General features: G+C 70.1%; 13 protein-coding genes. 5 read left to right on the top strand and 8 right to left on the bottom strand.

Going from position 1 to position 15,596, the window contains the following annotated elements; translation table 11 throughout:
* Both ACIBQ1_RS39185 and ACIBQ1_RS39180 read right to left on the bottom strand, forming a co-directional pair.
* A complete protein-coding gene (locus ACIBQ1_RS39185) occupies positions 1–2,847 on the bottom strand; it encodes an AAA family ATPase (protein ID WP_397284949.1) in 2,847 nt (948 codons plus the stop codon).
* A gap of 468 nt (positions 2,848–3,315) precedes the next feature.
* On the bottom strand, positions 3,316–3,516 hold the full coding sequence (locus tag ACIBQ1_RS39180) for a hypothetical protein (RefSeq protein WP_397284947.1): 201 nt from the start codon (positions 3,514–3,516) through the stop codon (positions 3,316–3,318).
* Positions 3,517–4,265: 749 nt separating this feature from the next.
* Here ACIBQ1_RS39180 and ACIBQ1_RS39175 point away from each other — a divergent pair.
* Complete coding sequence (locus ACIBQ1_RS39175; protein WP_397284945.1) at positions 4,266–5,765, top strand: AMP-binding protein; 1,500 nt, start codon at positions 4,266–4,268, stop codon at positions 5,763–5,765.
* Positions 5,766–5,971: 206 nt separating this feature from the next.
* Positions 5,972–6,169 (top strand): hypothetical protein, encoded by a 198-nt coding sequence (locus ACIBQ1_RS39170; protein ID WP_397284943.1) that lies wholly within the window; start codon positions 5,972–5,974, stop codon positions 6,167–6,169.
* A gap of 123 nt (positions 6,170–6,292) precedes the next feature.
* Here ACIBQ1_RS39170 and ACIBQ1_RS39165 read toward each other — a convergent pair whose 3' ends face one another.
* Both ACIBQ1_RS39165 and ACIBQ1_RS39160 read right to left on the bottom strand, forming a co-directional pair.
* Positions 6,293–6,622, bottom strand: coding sequence for an AzlD domain-containing protein (locus ACIBQ1_RS39165; RefSeq protein ID WP_397284941.1), 330 nt, complete (start codon positions 6,620–6,622; stop codon positions 6,293–6,295).
* Positions 6,615–7,382: an AzlC family ABC transporter permease gene (locus tag ACIBQ1_RS39160; protein WP_397284939.1), complete on the bottom strand. Its 768-nt coding sequence runs from the start codon at positions 7,380–7,382 to the stop codon at positions 6,615–6,617. The genes ACIBQ1_RS39165 and ACIBQ1_RS39160 overlap by 8 nt, the downstream gene beginning before the upstream one ends.
* 79 nt (positions 7,383–7,461) lie before the next feature.
* Here ACIBQ1_RS39160 and ACIBQ1_RS39155 point away from each other — a divergent pair, with 79 nt between their 5' ends.
* Entirely contained in the window at positions 7,462–7,902 is a 441-nt protein-coding gene (locus ACIBQ1_RS39155) for an Lrp/AsnC family transcriptional regulator (RefSeq protein ID WP_397284937.1), read from the top strand.
* Between the two features lie 18 nt (positions 7,903–7,920).
* On the opposite strand, the gene ACIBQ1_RS39150 is transcribed toward ACIBQ1_RS39155, so the two are convergent.
* Complete coding sequence (locus tag ACIBQ1_RS39150; protein ID WP_397284935.1) at positions 7,921–8,382, bottom strand: aldo/keto reductase; 462 nt, start codon at positions 8,380–8,382, stop codon at positions 7,921–7,923.
* A gap of 94 nt (positions 8,383–8,476) precedes the next feature.
* The gene (locus tag ACIBQ1_RS39145) at positions 8,477–8,929 is read right to left on the bottom strand and encodes a winged helix-turn-helix transcriptional regulator (RefSeq protein WP_397284933.1); all 453 of its coding nucleotides are present in this window, start codon (positions 8,927–8,929) and stop codon (positions 8,477–8,479) included.
* 61 nt (positions 8,930–8,990) lie between these two features.
* On the opposite strand from ACIBQ1_RS39145, the gene ACIBQ1_RS39140 reads away from it, so the two are divergent.
* Entirely contained in the window at positions 8,991–10,391 is a 1,401-nt protein-coding gene (locus ACIBQ1_RS39140) for an MFS transporter (RefSeq protein WP_397284930.1), read from the top strand.
* On the opposite strand, the gene ACIBQ1_RS39135 is transcribed toward ACIBQ1_RS39140, so the two are convergent.
* On the bottom strand, positions 10,378–11,391 hold the full coding sequence (locus tag ACIBQ1_RS39135) for an NAD(P)-dependent alcohol dehydrogenase (protein ID WP_397284928.1): 1,014 nt from the start codon (positions 11,389–11,391) through the stop codon (positions 10,378–10,380). The two genes, ACIBQ1_RS39140 and ACIBQ1_RS39135, sit on opposite strands and share 14 nt — an antisense overlap.
* A 115-nt stretch (positions 11,392–11,506) precedes the next feature.
* On the opposite strand from ACIBQ1_RS39135, the gene ACIBQ1_RS39130 reads away from it, so the two are divergent.
* Positions 11,507–12,310: a helix-turn-helix domain-containing protein gene (locus ACIBQ1_RS39130; RefSeq protein WP_397284926.1), complete on the top strand. Its 804-nt coding sequence runs from the start codon at positions 11,507–11,509 to the stop codon at positions 12,308–12,310.
* A 24-nt stretch (positions 12,311–12,334) separates the two neighbouring features.
* Here the strand turns inward: ACIBQ1_RS39130 and ACIBQ1_RS39125 are convergent, their stop codons facing one another.
* The gene (locus tag ACIBQ1_RS39125) at positions 12,335–15,595 is read right to left on the bottom strand and encodes a glycosyl hydrolase 2 galactose-binding domain-containing protein (RefSeq protein WP_397284924.1); all 3,261 of its coding nucleotides are present in this window, start codon (positions 15,593–15,595) and stop codon (positions 12,335–12,337) included.
* Between the last annotated feature and the right edge of the window lies 1 nt (position 15,596).

Below are 15,596 nucleotides of genomic sequence, written 5' to 3'. Positions count from 1 at the left end.
TCAACCGCGTACGGACGCCGAGCCGGGAAGGTGACGAGGATCCTCCGCGACGAGCACACCCCCACTCGTGGTGCTGCCGAGCTCCTTCGACGAGAACAGGCGCGGAAGATCGTTCCGGCCGTTCACGCCGAGCTTGCGGTAGATGCGCGTCAGGTGCTGCTCCACCGTGCTGATGGTGATGTGCGCTCTCGTCGCGATCTCCCGGTTCGTGTAGCCCAGCGCCGCCATGGAGGCGACCCGGTACTCGGCGGGGCTCAGGGCGTTCTGATCGTTGCCCGCGGCGATCGCGCCGAAGTCGCTCTCGAACGCGTGCGCCACCGACCTGCGCAAGGGCTCGGCATGACAGCGCTGACCGACGCGGTCCGCCTGCTGGCCGATGAGCCGGGCCTTGTCGGTCTCGCCCAGGGCGGCGAGGGAGTGACTGAGGCGGGCCAGCGCGTGCGCCAGCTCCATCTTGTGGCCGGATTCCTGGAGCATGTCGACGGCCTTGCGGAGCAGCGGCGGCCGGCGCCCGACCTCCTCGGCGGAGGCGAGCACCATCAGCGCGAACCCCCGGATCCGGAGACTGTGGCCGTGCGGAAGGGCGTGGTGCAGCTCCAGGTACTTCCGGGCGCGGGCGTTGTTCTTCAGCACGACCGACACGCCCGCGGCGCCCAGGCGCCAGGGGATGAGCAGCGGCGTGTCGATCTCCCACGACCGCATCAGCGTCCCGCACTTCAGGATGTCGCTGAGGCCCGCGTGCGCCTGGCCGACCGCGACCCGGTAGTGGCCTCGCGCGAACAGGTAGTGCAGCCCGTACCGGGTCTGGTACACGGCCTCCGGCAGGGGGTGGCGCAGGTACTGCTCGGCCTCCTGGTACTGGCCCATCTCGGTGTGGGCCTCGATGAGGCTGGCCAGCGGCAGCGCCGCGAACACGCCCAGGCTCCTCGGGGGGAGGGTGCGCAGGGAGAGCTCGCCGTACTCGACGGCTTCCATCATCTCGCCCCTGAGCTCGGCGATGTGCGCGCGGAAGGCCGCGAGCACGCTCAGCCACGTGGGCGAGGAGCGCCGCTCGGCCACCGCGCACAGGTTCTCGACGAGCGAGGCCGCCTCCTGCGTGCGGTCCGAATAGATGAAGCAGAACAGGGCCGCCTCGACCAGCTCGATGTTGCAGCCTTCGAGCTGGATCGAGTGCAGGACCTTCTCCGCCGTCTTCAGCGCCGCCTCGGTCTCGCCGTTGTGCAGGTTGGCGGCGAGCGCGGAGATCGTCCGCGCGTACGAGTGGGCCGGATGCCGTTCGCTGCCCTCGCGTAGGGAGGAGGGCTTGTACGTTCCCCGCAACCGGTGCAGGGCCGGGGGGTGCGTGCTGGCCAGCCAGTGGTCGGCCGCGAGCCGCCACGCGGCGGCTTCCGCGCCCTCCTGGCCGTCGCCCTGCTCCGCCTGCTCCAGCAGCGCGAACAGCTCCCCGGCCTCGTCGTACTGGCCGTGCCAGAGCATGCAGGTGAGCAGCCAGTGCACGTCCCTGGTGGGCAGCCGGCCGTCCCGCGCGGCCCGCACGAGCAGGGGGAGGTACATGGTGGCGGTGGAGGGGTTGACCCGCCAGGTGGCCTTGGCCAGCGCCAGGGTGACCTGGACCTGCTCGTCGGGGCCGGAGCACAGGCCCGCCGCGTACCGGAGATACCGTACGGCGAGCTCGTACTCGTCGGTGGCCAGCGCCTGGTCGGCGGCCTCCCGCAGGACGTCCAGGGCCCAGGGCTCGTGCTTCGTGCTGGCGGCGACGAGGTGGTCGGCGATCACGGTGGGCTGTACGCCGGTCGCGTGCAGCAACTGCGCGGCGCGTCCGTAAAGCTCTTTGAGGGTGTCCGGTTCCATGGAGTCGAGGACGGCCTCCCTGGCGGCGGGGTGGCGGAAGCCGTCGATCCCCAGGAGGCCGATCTCCGCCAGCCATTCCAGGGTGCGGACCACGGCCAGCTGCTTGATGTGCAGCATCTCGGCCAGCAGCGGGGGAGAGGCCGACGCGTCCAGCACGGCGGCCGCGCGCAGGACCCGCAGGGGAGTGCTGCCGATGCGGTTCAGCAGCGTGCGGACGGATCCGGAGAAGCCGTCGTCGACCACCAGGCCCTTCGCGTCGCCGTCCGCGTTCTGCCGGTCCTCGATCAGCGAGCGCACGAGGAGGGCGTTTCCGCCGCTGACCTCGTGGATCGCGTCCGCCAGCGGGTCGTCGGGCGCGGTCCCGAGGCGGGCCTGCGCTATCCGGGAAATGGTGCTCGACGAGTAGGGGGCGACCTTGATGCGGCGGCACTGCGCATGGTGCATGAGGTCGCTCTGGATCCTGAGCGGCACCCCGTCGGGGCCTTCGTTCACCGTGAACACCATGAAGACGTTCGCGGAATGGAGCCGGTTTATGAAATGCAGGAGAATGTCCAGCGACACCGAATCCGCGTATTGCACGTCCTCGATCGTTATCAATACCGCGCCGTGCCGCGCGTGGTTCGTGATGATCTCCCACAGGCCGTGCGTGACGCCGATCCAATTGAGGTCCTCCGGCCGGATCCCCCGCGGCCCCGCGTTGAATACGGCCTCCTGCAGCAGCTTCAACGCGGGTGGCATCTCGCCCAGTGCGGCACTCAGGCTCTGCGAAACCTGGTGGATGACGCCCAGTGAGATGTTCTGCTCGTTGCGTAAGCAGATCGCGCTCAGATGCGTGGCGCCCGACTTCACCGCGGAGTCGGCGAAAGCGTGCAGCACCCGGCTCTTGTCGAACCCGGGCGGGCCGGTTATCATCGCAATTCTTCCCCAGCCATGCTCACTCTCCGCAAGCATGGTATTGAGGAGGGTGATTTCTGATTCGCGTTCGGCGAACTGCATCGACTCTCCTTCACCTGTTCGGTCGTAGAGGAAGTTCAATTGGCAAACGGACGGCCTGACCGGGAGCAGTCCAGGGTTCCTCGATTGCCGACTTCGTTACGTTTCAGCCGAGGTTTTCGGCGTGGCGTGGAAGGTGCCCGGCGGTCCGGGGCGGATCCTCTCCTGATCCACCCACCGGGTCCGGGCGATGGACGTCCGCGGTGCGACGTGGTGCTCGCACCCGAGTCCCGCGGTACGGCCGCGGCCCTGCCGAGGCGGGACCGCGGATTCCGGAAAGATCGGCCGGTGCCTGGCACGCGGTCCGCGGCCTGCGGGAAGCGGTCCGCGCGCAGCACAGGGCCGCCACCGCCGGTGGCCGGGCCGAGGCGGTGGTCCTGTCGCTTGGGGGCGGCCACCGGCAGGCGGTCGCCACGGATGAGAACGGAAAGGATTCCCTGCCCCCTTTGAAATCGATGTCCCGTGGCAACGCTACAACCGGATGGCGGAACGCACTCCGGCGGGGTCGCCGTCCGGCAGGGAAAACAGGCACGGTGCCGCGGAGACGGGTTTTGCGCGGTTCACCGCGATTTCATGGTTGCGCTCCGGTGTCGCCGGACTGACAATCCAATAAATGTTGAGTGCGGCGGCGTCTTTTTCGCGCTCGCCCGCGCCCGTGAATTCCTGTACCATGTGCGGCCACGTCTCCATCATGCGTAGTGAGCGGCTTGCGTCGCCGGTGCGCCGGGAAAACACACCGTGCGGCGGGCCTTGCACCCCGACCGAATCGCAAACGGGCGCCAAACCGTCACGGTAATGTTATGCACCGCTCCGAGTCAAGGAAAGGCCGCCTTGACGGCGCAGGTCCGGGCAGGCATCGATCACTGTAGACCGGAATGTCAATAGCCGTAAACGAGGGCCCGCGTGTTTCTTCGCGCGCAACGGTGCTCAACTGGGCCGATGAAGCCCGGCCATTTTCGGGCGGCCGTTTTCTGGAACGTACCAATCGGACGGCGGTAATCCGGCTCCGTCATGCCTCCCACGGCCCGGCCGCGGGTGGAATCCCCGGGGACCCTCGCAGGTTGGAGAGTCCTCCCGCCCCCTCGGTTGTAAACATTGCACAGAATTCCAAGATCATCTATGGCGCGAGTTGGCCGCGCCGATATGATGATCTTGGAGTGCCCGCCGGCCGGCCAGGTCGTGGCACGGACGCGCGCCGTCTCGGCCGAGCCGGACGGCGGACCCCTCATGGGTCTGGGGGGTCTACGCGGCCCGCGACCCCCCGGATAGGGGTGGTGTAGGGGGTCAGCTCTCCGGGGCCCGAGCGTAGTTTCGGAATCGGCCTGGCCGGCTTCCGGTTGCACGCGCATGCGTCCCGGCTGCCGGAGAAATTCCTTTCCCCGGCTTGAGGCGGGAGGCTCATATTGAACGGGTTGAATTCCATGGCGCATTCTCCGCGGCCGCGGCTCATTCACGAACTGCTGGACGACGCGGCGGCGATGAATCCGGACGGAACCGCGGTGCGCGACGCGCGCGGCGGCTGGAGCTACCGGCGGGTCGTCGAGCTCAGTCACGCCTTCGCCGCCTGGCTGGCGGCCACGGGCGTCGAACCGGGTGACCGGATCATCGTGCAGTTGCCCAACCTGCGAGAGATCGTCCCCATCCTCTACGGCGCGTCCCGGCACGGCGTCGTCTTCGTGCCCCTGAACCCCGGGATGAAGGCCTACCACCTGCGGTCGGTGCTGGAGGACTCCGAGCCCAAGCTGGTCATCGGGGCGGGCGAGGCGTTGCGGGAGACGGCCGACGTGCCCGTGTACGCGATCGACGATCTCTGGAAGGAAGCGGAGGCGTTCGCCGGGCGCCCGGTCCCGGGCGGCCCGGCCGAGGTACGGCCGCAGGACGTGGCGGTCCTCATGTACACCTCGGGCAGCACGGCGGCGCCCAAGGCGGTGGTGGGCCCGCAGGCGCAGGTGACGTTCGCGGCGTCGGCCATCAACGCCGTGCTCGGGTACCGCCCCGGGGACGTCGTCTTCTGCCGGTCGCCCATGTCCTTCGACTACGGCCTCTACCAGATCTTCCTCTCCGCTCTCGGCCACGCTGAGCTGGTCATGGCGGGCGAAGGGTCCGACCTGGCGCTGCTGGGCCAACTCCAGGAGTGCGGCGCGACCGTCGTGCCGATGGTCCCCTCGCTCGGCGCCATGCTCACGACCCTGGGCAGGCGGGCCCCCGGCTCCGTGCCCACCATGCGGATGTTCACCAGCACCGGCGCCGCGCTGCCGGCCTCGACCATCGAGGGCCTGCGCGAGTGCTTCCCCGGTGCCCGGGTGGTGCGGATGTACGGGGTCACCGAGTGCAAGCGGGTCAGCATCATGGAGCCGGAGCTGGACCGGGAACGCCCTGACTCGGTCGGCCGCCCCCTGCCCGGCACCCGCGTGCTGATCCTCGGCGACGACGGCTCGCCGCTGCCCGCCGGTGAGACCGGGGAGATCGTGGTTGCCGGGCCCAACGTGATGGCCGGATACTGGCGCGCCCCCGACCTGACCGCCCGCGTCTACCGCCGCGACGAGGCCACCGGCGAGACCCGCCTGCACACCGGCGACTACGGCTTCCTCGACGAGGACGGCTACCTCTACTTCGAGGGCCGGCGCGACGACATGTTCAAGCGCAAGGGCACCCGGATGAGCACCATCGAGATCGAGGCCGCCGCGATGGACATCCCGGGCGTCCGGGCCGCCGCGGTGCTGCCCCCGGGCGAACGGCACGATCTCGCGATCATCGTCGAGGGCGACCTCGCTCCCCACGCCGTCCTGCGCGAGCTGGCGCTCCGTCTGGAGGCCGCGAAGGTGCCCGCGGTCTGCCGCGTCCTGCCCTTCTTCCCGCTCACGCTCAACGGCAAGAACGAGCGCAAGGAGCTCGTACGGTTCCTCGAAGAAGCCCCCTGAGCGCGCGCCCGCGATCCCGGCCACGGTCGGGATCGCGGGCATGTGCGGCCTTGGAAAGGCTTTGCCTCTTCCCGGGAGACGCCGAAGGCGGCTCCGGTTACCGTTGAAAGTGCTTCACGCGCCGTACTGGCCGTTTCCCGGGAGCCCATGTCGACGCTCCGTCAGCCCGCATCAGCTGGGCGCTCATCACATCACGGAGTGATCTGATGCTCGAACGCCTGCTAGTCGCCGCCATCGTCGCGACATCCGTGCTCGTCGGCCCGGTTTCGCTCTCCATTCCATCGACCGCCCAATCGGTCGCCCAATCGGTCGCCCAGTCGACCGCCCAGTCGACCGCCACGGTGGCGCAAGTCCCGGCCGCCATCCCACCCGCCCCGGTCCCGCCGGATGACGACGACGAGTAGGACGTCCGTCGGCCGGTGATCGGATCGGAACCACCCGTCGCCCCGCGAGGCAGCCCCTCGCGGGGCGATTCCGTTCGCGGGCGGGGGATTGCACCGAACGGCCCCAGGAGCCGAGGGGGCCCGCTACGGGACGACGTTGACGAGGACGACGTAGACCGCGGTGCCGATCCCGACGCTCAGGATCGTACGGCGGCCGAGGGCGAGGTGGACGCCCGCGGTGACGGCGACCGCGAGCAGCGCGTACAGCGCCGCGCGCGGCTCGGCGGCGACGGTGCCGTGCAGGGCGGTCACCGCGAGGATCGCGAGGATGCCGACCGGCATCCACGCCGACAACTGCCCCACGATCGCCGAGGTACGCAGCGTGCGCAGCACCGCGAAGGGGACGGCGCGCAGCGCGAGGGTGATGGTGAAGACGATCGCGAGGACGGCGACGAGGTAGGCGGTGCTAGGCATCGGCGGCCTCCGGGGCGGCACTGTGGGCGGCACTGTGGGCGGCTCGGCGGGCGGTGAGCGCGTGCCGGACCAGCAGCAGCACGACGAACAGCAGCAGCGCGGTGAACATGGCCACGCCCGGGGTGAGCACGAGCGCGACGGCCACGCTCGCCCCCGCGAGCAGCACCGAGGGGATCTCGCGGCGCGAGCGGAACGCGTCCAGGGTGAGCACGGTGAACAGGGCGCACAGGGCGAACTCCAGGCCCTTGACCGGCGCGGGCAGCGCCGTGCCGATGGCCACGCCGACCAGCCCGCCGCCGACCCAGTAGGTCTGGCAGGCGATCTGCATCGCCAGCAGCCGGGGCGCCGAGCGCTCCGCGGTGGGCAGCGAGGCGTTGACCGCGTAGGCCTCGTCGATCATCGCGTAGACGGCGTACGCCTTCGCCAGCGGGTTCCTGACCAGGTGGAGCGGGAAGGAGAAGGCGTAGAACACGTGCCGGAAGTTGACCACGAAGACGGTCAGCGCGACGGCGGCGAGCGGCGTGACGGTGGCCATCATGCCCACCAGCAGCAGCTCAAGGGAGCCGGCGAACGCGGCCAACGACAGGGCGGGGGCCAGCCACCACGAAAGCCCGGCCTGGATGACCAGCAGGCCCAGGGCGATCCCCAGCGGGAAGATCCCCAGCCCCGCGGAGAAGGAGTCGCGTACCCCCGCGACGATCTGCTCTTTCCGGGTGGTCGGCGGCGGAGCGGTCATCTGGGGCTGAACTACATCTTGCACCCCTCCATGGTCTCGCAGAACGCGCGACAGGTGGTTGCGAAAATTGCGCACCGAAGGGTCGACAGTGCAATCTTCTCGTATGGATGCGACAGATCGGGCAATCATTGCCGAGTTGGAGCTGGACGGGCGGCTGACGAACGTGGAGCTGGCCCAGCGGGTCGGGCTCACCGCCGGGCCGTGCCTGCGGCGCGTCCAGCGGCTGGAGGCCGAGGGCGTCATCCGCGGTTACCGGGCGGTCATCGATCCCACCGCCGTGGGCCGCTCGTTCGAGGTCCTGGTCGACCTCACCCTCGACGCCCAGGACGCGGAGACCGTCGAGCGCTTCGAGCAGGCCCTGGCGCGGGCCGCGGAGGTCATCGAGCTGAGGCGGCTGTTCGGCAGCCCCGACTACTTCGTCCGCGTGGCCGTCGCCGATCTGGCCGCCTACGAGACCTTCCTCAGCCAGTACGTGATGACCATTCCGCGGATCAGGAACGTCACCTCGCACTTCACGATGAAGACCGTCAAACCGGCCCCGTAGCCGTCAAGGTCGCGGCGGTCAGGCCGCCTGGCCCAGCCGGGCGAACTGCTCGCCGGTCAGCCGGAGACCCGCCGCCGCGACGTTCTCCTCCAGATGGGCCACGGAGGTCGTCCCGGGGATGGGGAGCATGGTCGGCGAGCGGTGCAGCAGCCAGGCCAGGGCGGTCTGGGCGGGGGTCGCCCCGATCTCGGCGGCCACGGTGGCCACGGGGCCGCCGTCCTTCGCGTGGTCGCCGACGGCGATCGGGAAGAACGGGACGAACGCGATGCCGTGCTCGGCGGTGAGGTCCACGACCTCCTCGTGGGTGCGGTCGGTGAGGTTGTAGAGGTTCTGAACGGCGGCGACGGGCGCGATCCCGGCGGAGCTGACCGGCGACGGCTTCGCCGCGCTGGCGCAGGCGGCGCCCGCGCACGTGGAGGAGGTGCGCGGCCGCCTGTTCGACCCGCTCAGCGAGGAGCAGGTGACCCAGCTGCACGACATCCTGCGGGCGCTGTGGAAAGGGCTCGATCCCGAGCTGGGCGGAGGCGGGCCGCATCCCGGAGTCTTCGGCTCCGAGGCGTAGGCCCGCGCGGGATCAACGCGCCATGGGGGCCTGGAGCAGGCGCTCCTCCTCGGCCGTCCGTTCGTCGTACACGGTGCGGGCGTCGGAGATCTCCCGCTGGTGCTCCTCGGTCCAGACGACCAGCGACTTGATCACCTCGTGCAGCGAGAAGCCGAGCGCGGTCAGCTCGTACTCCACCCGCGGCGGCACCACCGGATAGACGGTGCGGTTCACGAGCCCGTCGCGCTCCAGCTGGCGCAGCGTCACGGTGAGCATGCGCTGGCTGACGCCGTCGATGGCGCGGCGCAGCTCGGAGAATCGCATCGTGCGGCGGTCGAGCAGGGCGATGACCAGCAGCGACCATTTGTCGGCGACCCGGTCGAGGATCTTCCGAACGTCGCAGTCAGCGCGGGTGTCCCACTGGACGACCTGGTCGTCCTCGGTTCCCGTGCAGTAACCGAGTGCCTTTGAAGTGCCGTCTTCCATAGCTTCCCCATGGTCACGCAAGATTCCTTTGTTACGAAAAATAACCATAGGAGTCGTTCCTGTGTCCACAACCATGCACTCTTCCCCGCCCTCGTTGCGCATGACGCCCCGGGCCTGGGGGATGCTGTTCGTCCTGTGCGGCGCGATCTTCCTTGAGGGGATCAACGTCGCCATGCTCAACGTGGCCCTGCCCGCCATCCGGGCCGACCTCGGCCTGTCCACGGGTGAGCTGCAGTGGGTGATCAGCGCCTACGTCCTGGGCTACGGCGGATTCATGCTGGTCGGCGGCAGGGCGGCCGACCTGTTCGGCCGCCGCAGGATGTTCCTGGCCTGGCTGGCGGTCTTCCTCGTCGTCTCCGCCCTGGGCGGGCTGGCCGACGAGGGCTGGATGCTCATCGCCGCCCGTTTCGTGGCCGGCGTCGCCGCCGCGGTCATGACCCCGGCCGGGTTGTCCATCATCACCACGAGCTTCGAGGAGGGGCCGCGGCGCAACCAGGCGCTCCTGGTGTACTCCGGCACCGCCGCCGGCGGCTTCTCCCTCGGGCTCGTGCTCGGCGGGCTGCTCGCCGCCGTGGACTGGCGCTGGGTGCTGTTCGCGCCCGCGGTGCTGGCCCTGATCATCCTGGTCCTGGCGGTGCCGCTGATCCCCGCCGGTCCGGTGGAGCGTTCCCAAAGGCGGAGCCTGGACGTCATGGGCGCGGTCACCATCACCGCCGCCATCATGCTGCTGGTGCTCGGCGTCGAGCGCGCCGCCCACGTGGGCGCCGGGTGGACCGCCGGCACGCTCGCCGCCGGGCTGGCCCTGACCGGGCTCTTCCTCGTGATCGAACGCCGGTCCGCCGCACCGCTGGTGCGGCTGGGCATCTTCCGCTCCGCGCCGCTCGTCCGCGCCAACCTCGCGGGGCTGCTGTTCGCCGGCGCGTTCTTCGGCTTCCAGTTCATCGCCGTCCTGTATCTCCAGGAGCTGCGCGGCTGGACCTCGATGCAGACCAGCCTGGCCATGCTCGCGGTCGGCGCGGACGCCATCCTCGCCCCGACCCTGACCCCGCGGCTGGTCAACCGCTTCGGCAACGCGAAGGTCATCCTGGGCGGGCTGCTGTTCGCGGTGCTTTCGTACGTGTTGTTCCTGCCCATCGGCACGGACACCGTCTACCTCGCGATGTTCCCCACCATGATCCTCCTGGGGGTGGCGTTCGCCCTCGCCTACGGCCCGCTCACCATCGTCGCCACCGACGGCGTCGACGAGAGCGAGCAGGGCCTGGCCGGCGGGCTGCTCTACACCTCCTTCCAGTTCGGCGCGGCGCTCGGGCTCGCGGCGAGCACCACGGTGATCGTCGCCGTGTCGGACGCGGGGGACCTGCTCGGCGCGTACCGCACCGCGCTCGCCGTGCCGATCGTCGCCGCCGCCCTGGCCGTCGTGGTCAGCGCCTCCGGCCTGCGGAAGCGGGTCAGGCGTGGCTGACGATCACCTTGCCGAAGCCGCCGCCTGACTCGCAGTAGGCGAAGGCGTCCGGGACCTGGTCGAACGGGAACACCCGGTCGATCACCGGGCGCAGCCGGTGCGCCGTGACGGCCCGGTTCAGCTCCAGGAAGTGGGCCCGGCTGCCGGTGGCGATCCGGCGCAGCACCGAACCGGCCATGAACAGGGTCGCGGGGTCGACGGGTGCGGCCCCCGCGGCGCCGGACAGCCAGTAGCCGACGAAGGCGACCTCGCCACCGGCCGCGGCGGACCGCAGCGACTGCTCAAGCGGCCCCGTCGCGTCGACGACCCGATCGGCTCCCCGGCCGTCGGTCAGCGCGTGCACCTCCTTCCACCAGGCCGGGTGCTCCCGGTAGTCGATCACCTCGTCCGCCCCCAGTGCCTTGAGCCGCTCGGCCTTGGCGGCGCTGGACGTGGTCACGATGACCCGGGCCCCGGCCAGCTTGGCGAAGCGCAGGACGAACAGCGACACTGCGCCCGACCCGAGGGTCAGCACGGTCGTGCCGGCGTGCGGGGCGCCGCCGGAGGTCAGGGAGTTCCACGCGGTCACCGCCGCCAGCGGCAGCGCCGCGGCCTCCTCGAACGACAGGTGCTCGGGGAGGTGCACGACGCCGTCCTCGCTCAGCAGCGCGTACTCGGTCAGCACGCCGTCGATCATGGTGCCGAGCTGCGCGGCGTCCTCGCGCCGGAACGGGCCGTCCAGCCAGCGCGGGAAAACGGTGGCCGCCACCCGGTCACCCGGCTTGACCCGGGTGACGTCCGCGCCGACCGCCACGACCTCGCCCACCCCCTCGCAGCCGGGCACCACGCCGGGGGTGACCGGCAGCGGATAGTCCCCGGACAGCACCCGCAGGTCGCGGAACCCGAGGGAGTTCGCGCGGATCCTGACCACGACCTGCCCGCGCCCGGGTTCGGGCTCGTCGCGGTCGTGGAGCGTCAGCCCGGCGAGACCGCGTCCGGGAACGAGGCGGTAGCTCTTCATCGCATGTCCTTTCCGGTTCACCATCAGTGGGCACGATGGTGCGGAGCGGCCATGGCGCCCGGCAATTCCCCCGAGGGAATCGCCGGGCGGCACGGCAACCGGGTAGAACGGAGCGGTGAGCAGCACCATCAGGGAGAACGGCGTCGGCACGGAGCTGAGACGCTGGCGCGGGGTCCGGCGGGTCAGCCAGCTCGAACTGGCCGTGCTGGCCGGCACGACCCAACGCCATCTGAGCTTCATCGAGAGCGGCCGCTCGCGGCCGGGGCGGGCGATCGTGGTCCGGCTGGCCGAGTCGCTCGGCCTGTCGCTGCGGGAGCGCAACGACCTGCTCACCGCGGCCGGTTACGCGCCGGCGTTCGCCGAATCGGGCCTGGACGAGACGGCGCTGCGGCCGGTCCGCGCCGCCCTCGACCAGATCCTGCACGGGCACCTGCCGTACCCGGCCCTCGTCATCGCGCCGTACGGGCGGGTGGTGGCGGCGAACGACGCCGTCGAGGTGTTCACCGAGGGCGCGGCGCCCGAGCTGCTCGAACCGCCGGTCAACATGCTGCGGCTCATGCTCCATCCGCACGGGATGGCCCCCAGGGTGCGCAATCTGGGCGAATGGGGGCGGCACATCATCGAGAACCTTCGCGCCCGAGCACGCCGGAGCCCGGACCCGCGCCTTGACGACTTCGCCTCCGAGCTGGCCGGGTACGTCCCGCAGACGCCGGTCGGGCCCGAGCATCTCGGCTTCTCCGTGCCGATGCGGCTGGCCTCGGCGGACGGGGAGCTGCGCCTCATCACCACGCTGACCTCGTTCGCGACGGCGACGGACGTCACGCTCGCCGAGCTGCATCTGGAGGCGTTCCTGCCCGCCGACCAGAGCGCGGCCGAGCTGCTCCGGCTGCGGGCCGAGCGCCACCGGACGGGCGGCTGAGCCGCCGCCCGCCCGGTTCCGGGGTCAGCCCACCGAGAGGCGGTCGACGTTCGGGCCTCCGTTCGCCGTGGTGGCCGTGGCCCTGATCCTGTTCACCCCCTGGACGAGGTCGGCGGTCAGGGTGACGGTCTGCCAGGTGGTCCACGCGCCGGTGCCGTTGAAGTCGCGGGTGACCGGGGCGCCGTTCACCGCGACGGCCATCGGCCGGTTCACCGTGGTGCCGTTGGCGAAGCGGAACTCCAGCGTGACCGGCCCGGCGGTGGCGGCGTTCACCGTCCACTCCACGTAGCTGCCCGTCACGTTGTCGTAGTTCACGAACCCCGTGCCGGTGTAGCCCGCGTGGTTGGACTCCACCACGCCCTGCGAGATCGTCGCGTTCTCCGCCTGGTGGACAACGGGGGCGCTGCCGGTGGTCTCGGTGACGGCGTTCGACGGGCCGGAGGCGTTGCCGGCGGCGTCACGGGCCTTGACCGTGAACGTGTACGAGGTGCCGGCCGCCAGGCCGGAGACCGTGGCGGTGGCACCGGTGACCGTCGTTGCCAGGGCGGTGCCGTTGTAGACGTCGTAGCCGGTGACGCCCACGTTGTCGGTGGCGGCGTCCCAGGCCAGCGAGACGCTGGACGAGGTCCTGCCGGTGGTGCGCAGGTTGCCGGGCGCGGTGGGGCTCTCGGTGTCGGGCGGCCCGGTCGGGACGGTGAGCGTCGCGGTGTTCCACCCGGCCACCCTTACGCTCGGCGCCCCGGTCAGGTCGGAGGCCCGGTACGTGGCGGTGAGGGTCCTGGATTCCCCCGGCCAGAGGCTGATCGCGTTGTCGGACCACTGGATGGGCAGCACCGGCTTGCCTGTCGCGTTCACCACGTCGGCGTCCAGCATGAAGGCGGGGATCGCGCCGGTGCCGGTGTTCTTGATCGTCACGGTGACCGTGCCGGGGGAGGGAGTGGAGGCGGTGACGGTGATCGGGGTCTGGGCCAGGTTGTTGAGGCCGGTCAGGTTGGCGTAGCTGGAGGTCGGTACGTAATACCAGTCGTTGTTGTCCCAGTCGATCACGTCGTCCGAGGTGGACAGGGCGTAGACGTTGCGGTCGATCTCCTGGCCGTCGCGCAGCAGCGTCAGCCGTACCAGGTAGGTCGTGGAGAGACCGCTGATGGCCGGTACGGTCACCGCGGTGGCCTTGCCCCCGTCGGCGGGGACGCTGACCGTCGAGGTGTTGGCGTACTTGGCGGAGCCGTCCATGTTGAACACGTCCGTCCTGACGGTCAGCCCCGAGGCGGCGGAGACGCCGGAGTTGACCACGACGACGGACTTGTTGTCGTAGGAGTACTGCACGTGCAGCGGCTTGTTGGCCTCGCGGGCGCCCCAGTAGGAGCCGCCCTGGTCCAGGTAGTAGTCGAAGAGCTGCCAGTGGAGCGAGGACCAGCCGCTGTTGAGCATCCAGTAGATGACGCCCGTGGACGGGTTGCCGGCATCGGTGAAGTTGCGACCGTAGGCCTCGAACTGCGCCCGGACCGCCTCGTACTGGGCGAGCTGCGCCTTCTTCACGTAGTCCGTGAGCCCGGACGGCACGCCGTACCTGCCTCTGAGGGCGTTGTGGTAGATGGTCAGGTTGTTGAAGGTGCTCGACGGGGAGCGGTGATACTGCGTGGCGCTCGGGCTCTGCCAGAGCGAGTCGATCTGCGCGGAGGTCATCATCCGCCTGAGCGAGTCGAGCGTCGGGACGTCGGGGCCCGCGCCGGTCTCGGAGTTGAAGCCGAACGCCCCGCCTTCGCGCTTGTTGTACCAGTAGTTCGGCGGCACCCAGTCGTACGGGCCGGGCATCTTCATGCCCGAGTTGCCCAGTTGCGGGCTGGACTTGTCGGAGGCCACGGGCACGATCGGGAGCTGCCACTCGGCCGCGGTGAGGGCGTCGAGGTAGTTGGTCTCCTTCTGGGCCGGCGGCGGGTTGTCCGAGCCGATGAGGAACGAGATCACGCTGGGGTGGTTGCGTAACCGGGTGGCCTCCGCCTGCATGGACGCCTTGGCGATCGGGTAGTCGGAGCTGCTGAACGAGCCTTCCCACTTGTTGCAGCACTCCCAGCCGGGCAGGGTCAGGATGCCGTACCTGTCGGCCAGGTCGTAGAGCTCGTCGGTGTCCAGGTGGCCTTCGACGCGGATCGTGTTGAGACCGAGGTCCTTCACGTAGCGGATCTTGTCTTCCAGGTAGCCCAGGTTCTTGCGGAGGAAGATGTCGGGGGACCAGCCGCCGCCTCTGATCAGGATCGGCCTGCCGTTGATCTTGTAGTAGCGGCGGCCACTGGCGTTCTTGCCCGACTCCACCTTGCGCACCCCGAAGCGCTGGGTCAGCGTGTCGCTCTCCACGCCGCCGGTCGTCGCCGTGAGGTTCAGGTCGTAGAGCGGCTGGGCGCCCATCGTGTGCGGCCACCACACCTTCGGGCCGGTCAGGGTCTGGTTGAACGTGATCCGCTTGGTCTGGTTCGCGGCCAGGGCGACGTCCTGCGAGAACTCCAGCGAGCCGATCGTCCCCTTGACGGTGGCGTTCACCGCGCTGCCCGCGGCGTTGCGCACGTCGACCTTGATCGTGAGGTCGGCGCGGTCGAGCGCGGGCACCGCCAAATTCGTGATCACGTGCGCGTCGCGCAGCGAGACGTCGGCGCTGCGCCTGATCAGGACGTCGCGGAAGATGCCCATGTTGTCGTCGCGCGGCAGCTGCACCCAGTCGATCCAGCCGATGGTGAGATGGTTGGCGGGGTTGTTCGGGTTGACGCGGAAGGCCACCGAGTTGACGCCCGGGTGCACCAGGGCGGTGACGTCGCGTTCGGTCCTGGTGTAGGCCCCGGCCACCTGGGCGGCGGTGGCGACCTGGGTGCCGTTCACCCACACGTCTGCGCTGGAGATCACGCCGCTGACGTCGAGGAACGTCCGTAAGCCGGACTCGTCGCCGAGGGTGAAGTCGGAGCGGTACCACCATGGCACGTCGAAGTCCGCCGTCGGGATCGACTGCATGTTCGTGGAGTAGAATGGGTCCGGATAGACGTTGTTCTGCAGTAGCCCGGCCAGCACGGTCGAGCGGGGGCCGACCGGGTACCAGCCGGTGGCGGCGTAGCCGGGAGTGGAGATCGTGGCCCCGGAGTCGGACACCTTCGCCGAGGACTGGATCTTGTATCCCGTGAGGGCGGTCGCCGCCGGCACGGCCTGCGCGGGGGCGGACACGCCCAGCGCCACACCTCCGGCGTTCACCAGTAATGCGCAGGCCGACAGCAGGATGAGGATGAGCCGAGAGCGCGCCATG

The organism is Nonomuraea sp. NPDC050153 (assembly GCF_044460125.1).
Lineage (GTDB): Bacteria > Actinomycetota > Actinomycetes > Streptosporangiales > Streptosporangiaceae > Nonomuraea.
Note: the sequence above shows the minus strand (reverse complement) of the source record. Positions and strands in the feature narration are given on the sequence as shown.

What these genes read in the sequence shown, in the direction of transcription:
- ACIBQ1_RS39185 (WP_397284949.1), bottom strand. Translation starts at nt 2,847, where the DNA reads ATGCAGTTCGCCGAACGCGAATCAGAAATCACCCTCCTCAATACCATG.
- ACIBQ1_RS39180 (WP_397284947.1), bottom strand. Translation starts at nt 3,516, where the DNA reads ATGGTACAGGAATTCACGGGCGCGGGCGAGCGCGAAAAAGACGCCGCC.
- ACIBQ1_RS39175 (WP_397284945.1), top strand. Translation starts at nt 4,266, where the DNA reads ATGGCGCATTCTCCGCGGCCGCGGCTCATTCACGAACTGCTGGACGAC.
- ACIBQ1_RS39170 (WP_397284943.1), top strand. Translation starts at nt 5,972, where the DNA reads ATGCTCGAACGCCTGCTAGTCGCCGCCATCGTCGCGACATCCGTGCTC.
- ACIBQ1_RS39165 (WP_397284941.1), bottom strand. Translation starts at nt 6,622, where the DNA reads ATGCCTAGCACCGCCTACCTCGTCGCCGTCCTCGCGATCGTCTTCACC.
- ACIBQ1_RS39155 (WP_397284937.1), top strand. Translation starts at nt 7,462, where the DNA reads ATGGATGCGACAGATCGGGCAATCATTGCCGAGTTGGAGCTGGACGGG.
- ACIBQ1_RS39150 (WP_397284935.1), bottom strand. Translation starts at nt 8,382, where the DNA reads ATGTCGTGCAGCTGGGTCACCTGCTCCTCGCTGAGCGGGTCGAACAGG.
- ACIBQ1_RS39145 (WP_397284933.1), bottom strand. Translation starts at nt 8,929, where the DNA reads ATGGAAGACGGCACTTCAAAGGCACTCGGTTACTGCACGGGAACCGAG.
- ACIBQ1_RS39135 (WP_397284928.1), bottom strand. Translation starts at nt 11,391, where the DNA reads ATGAAGAGCTACCGCCTCGTTCCCGGACGCGGTCTCGCCGGGCTGACG.
- ACIBQ1_RS39125 (WP_397284924.1), bottom strand. Translation starts at nt 15,595, where the DNA reads ATGGCGCGCTCTCGGCTCATCCTCATCCTGCTGTCGGCCTGCGCATTA.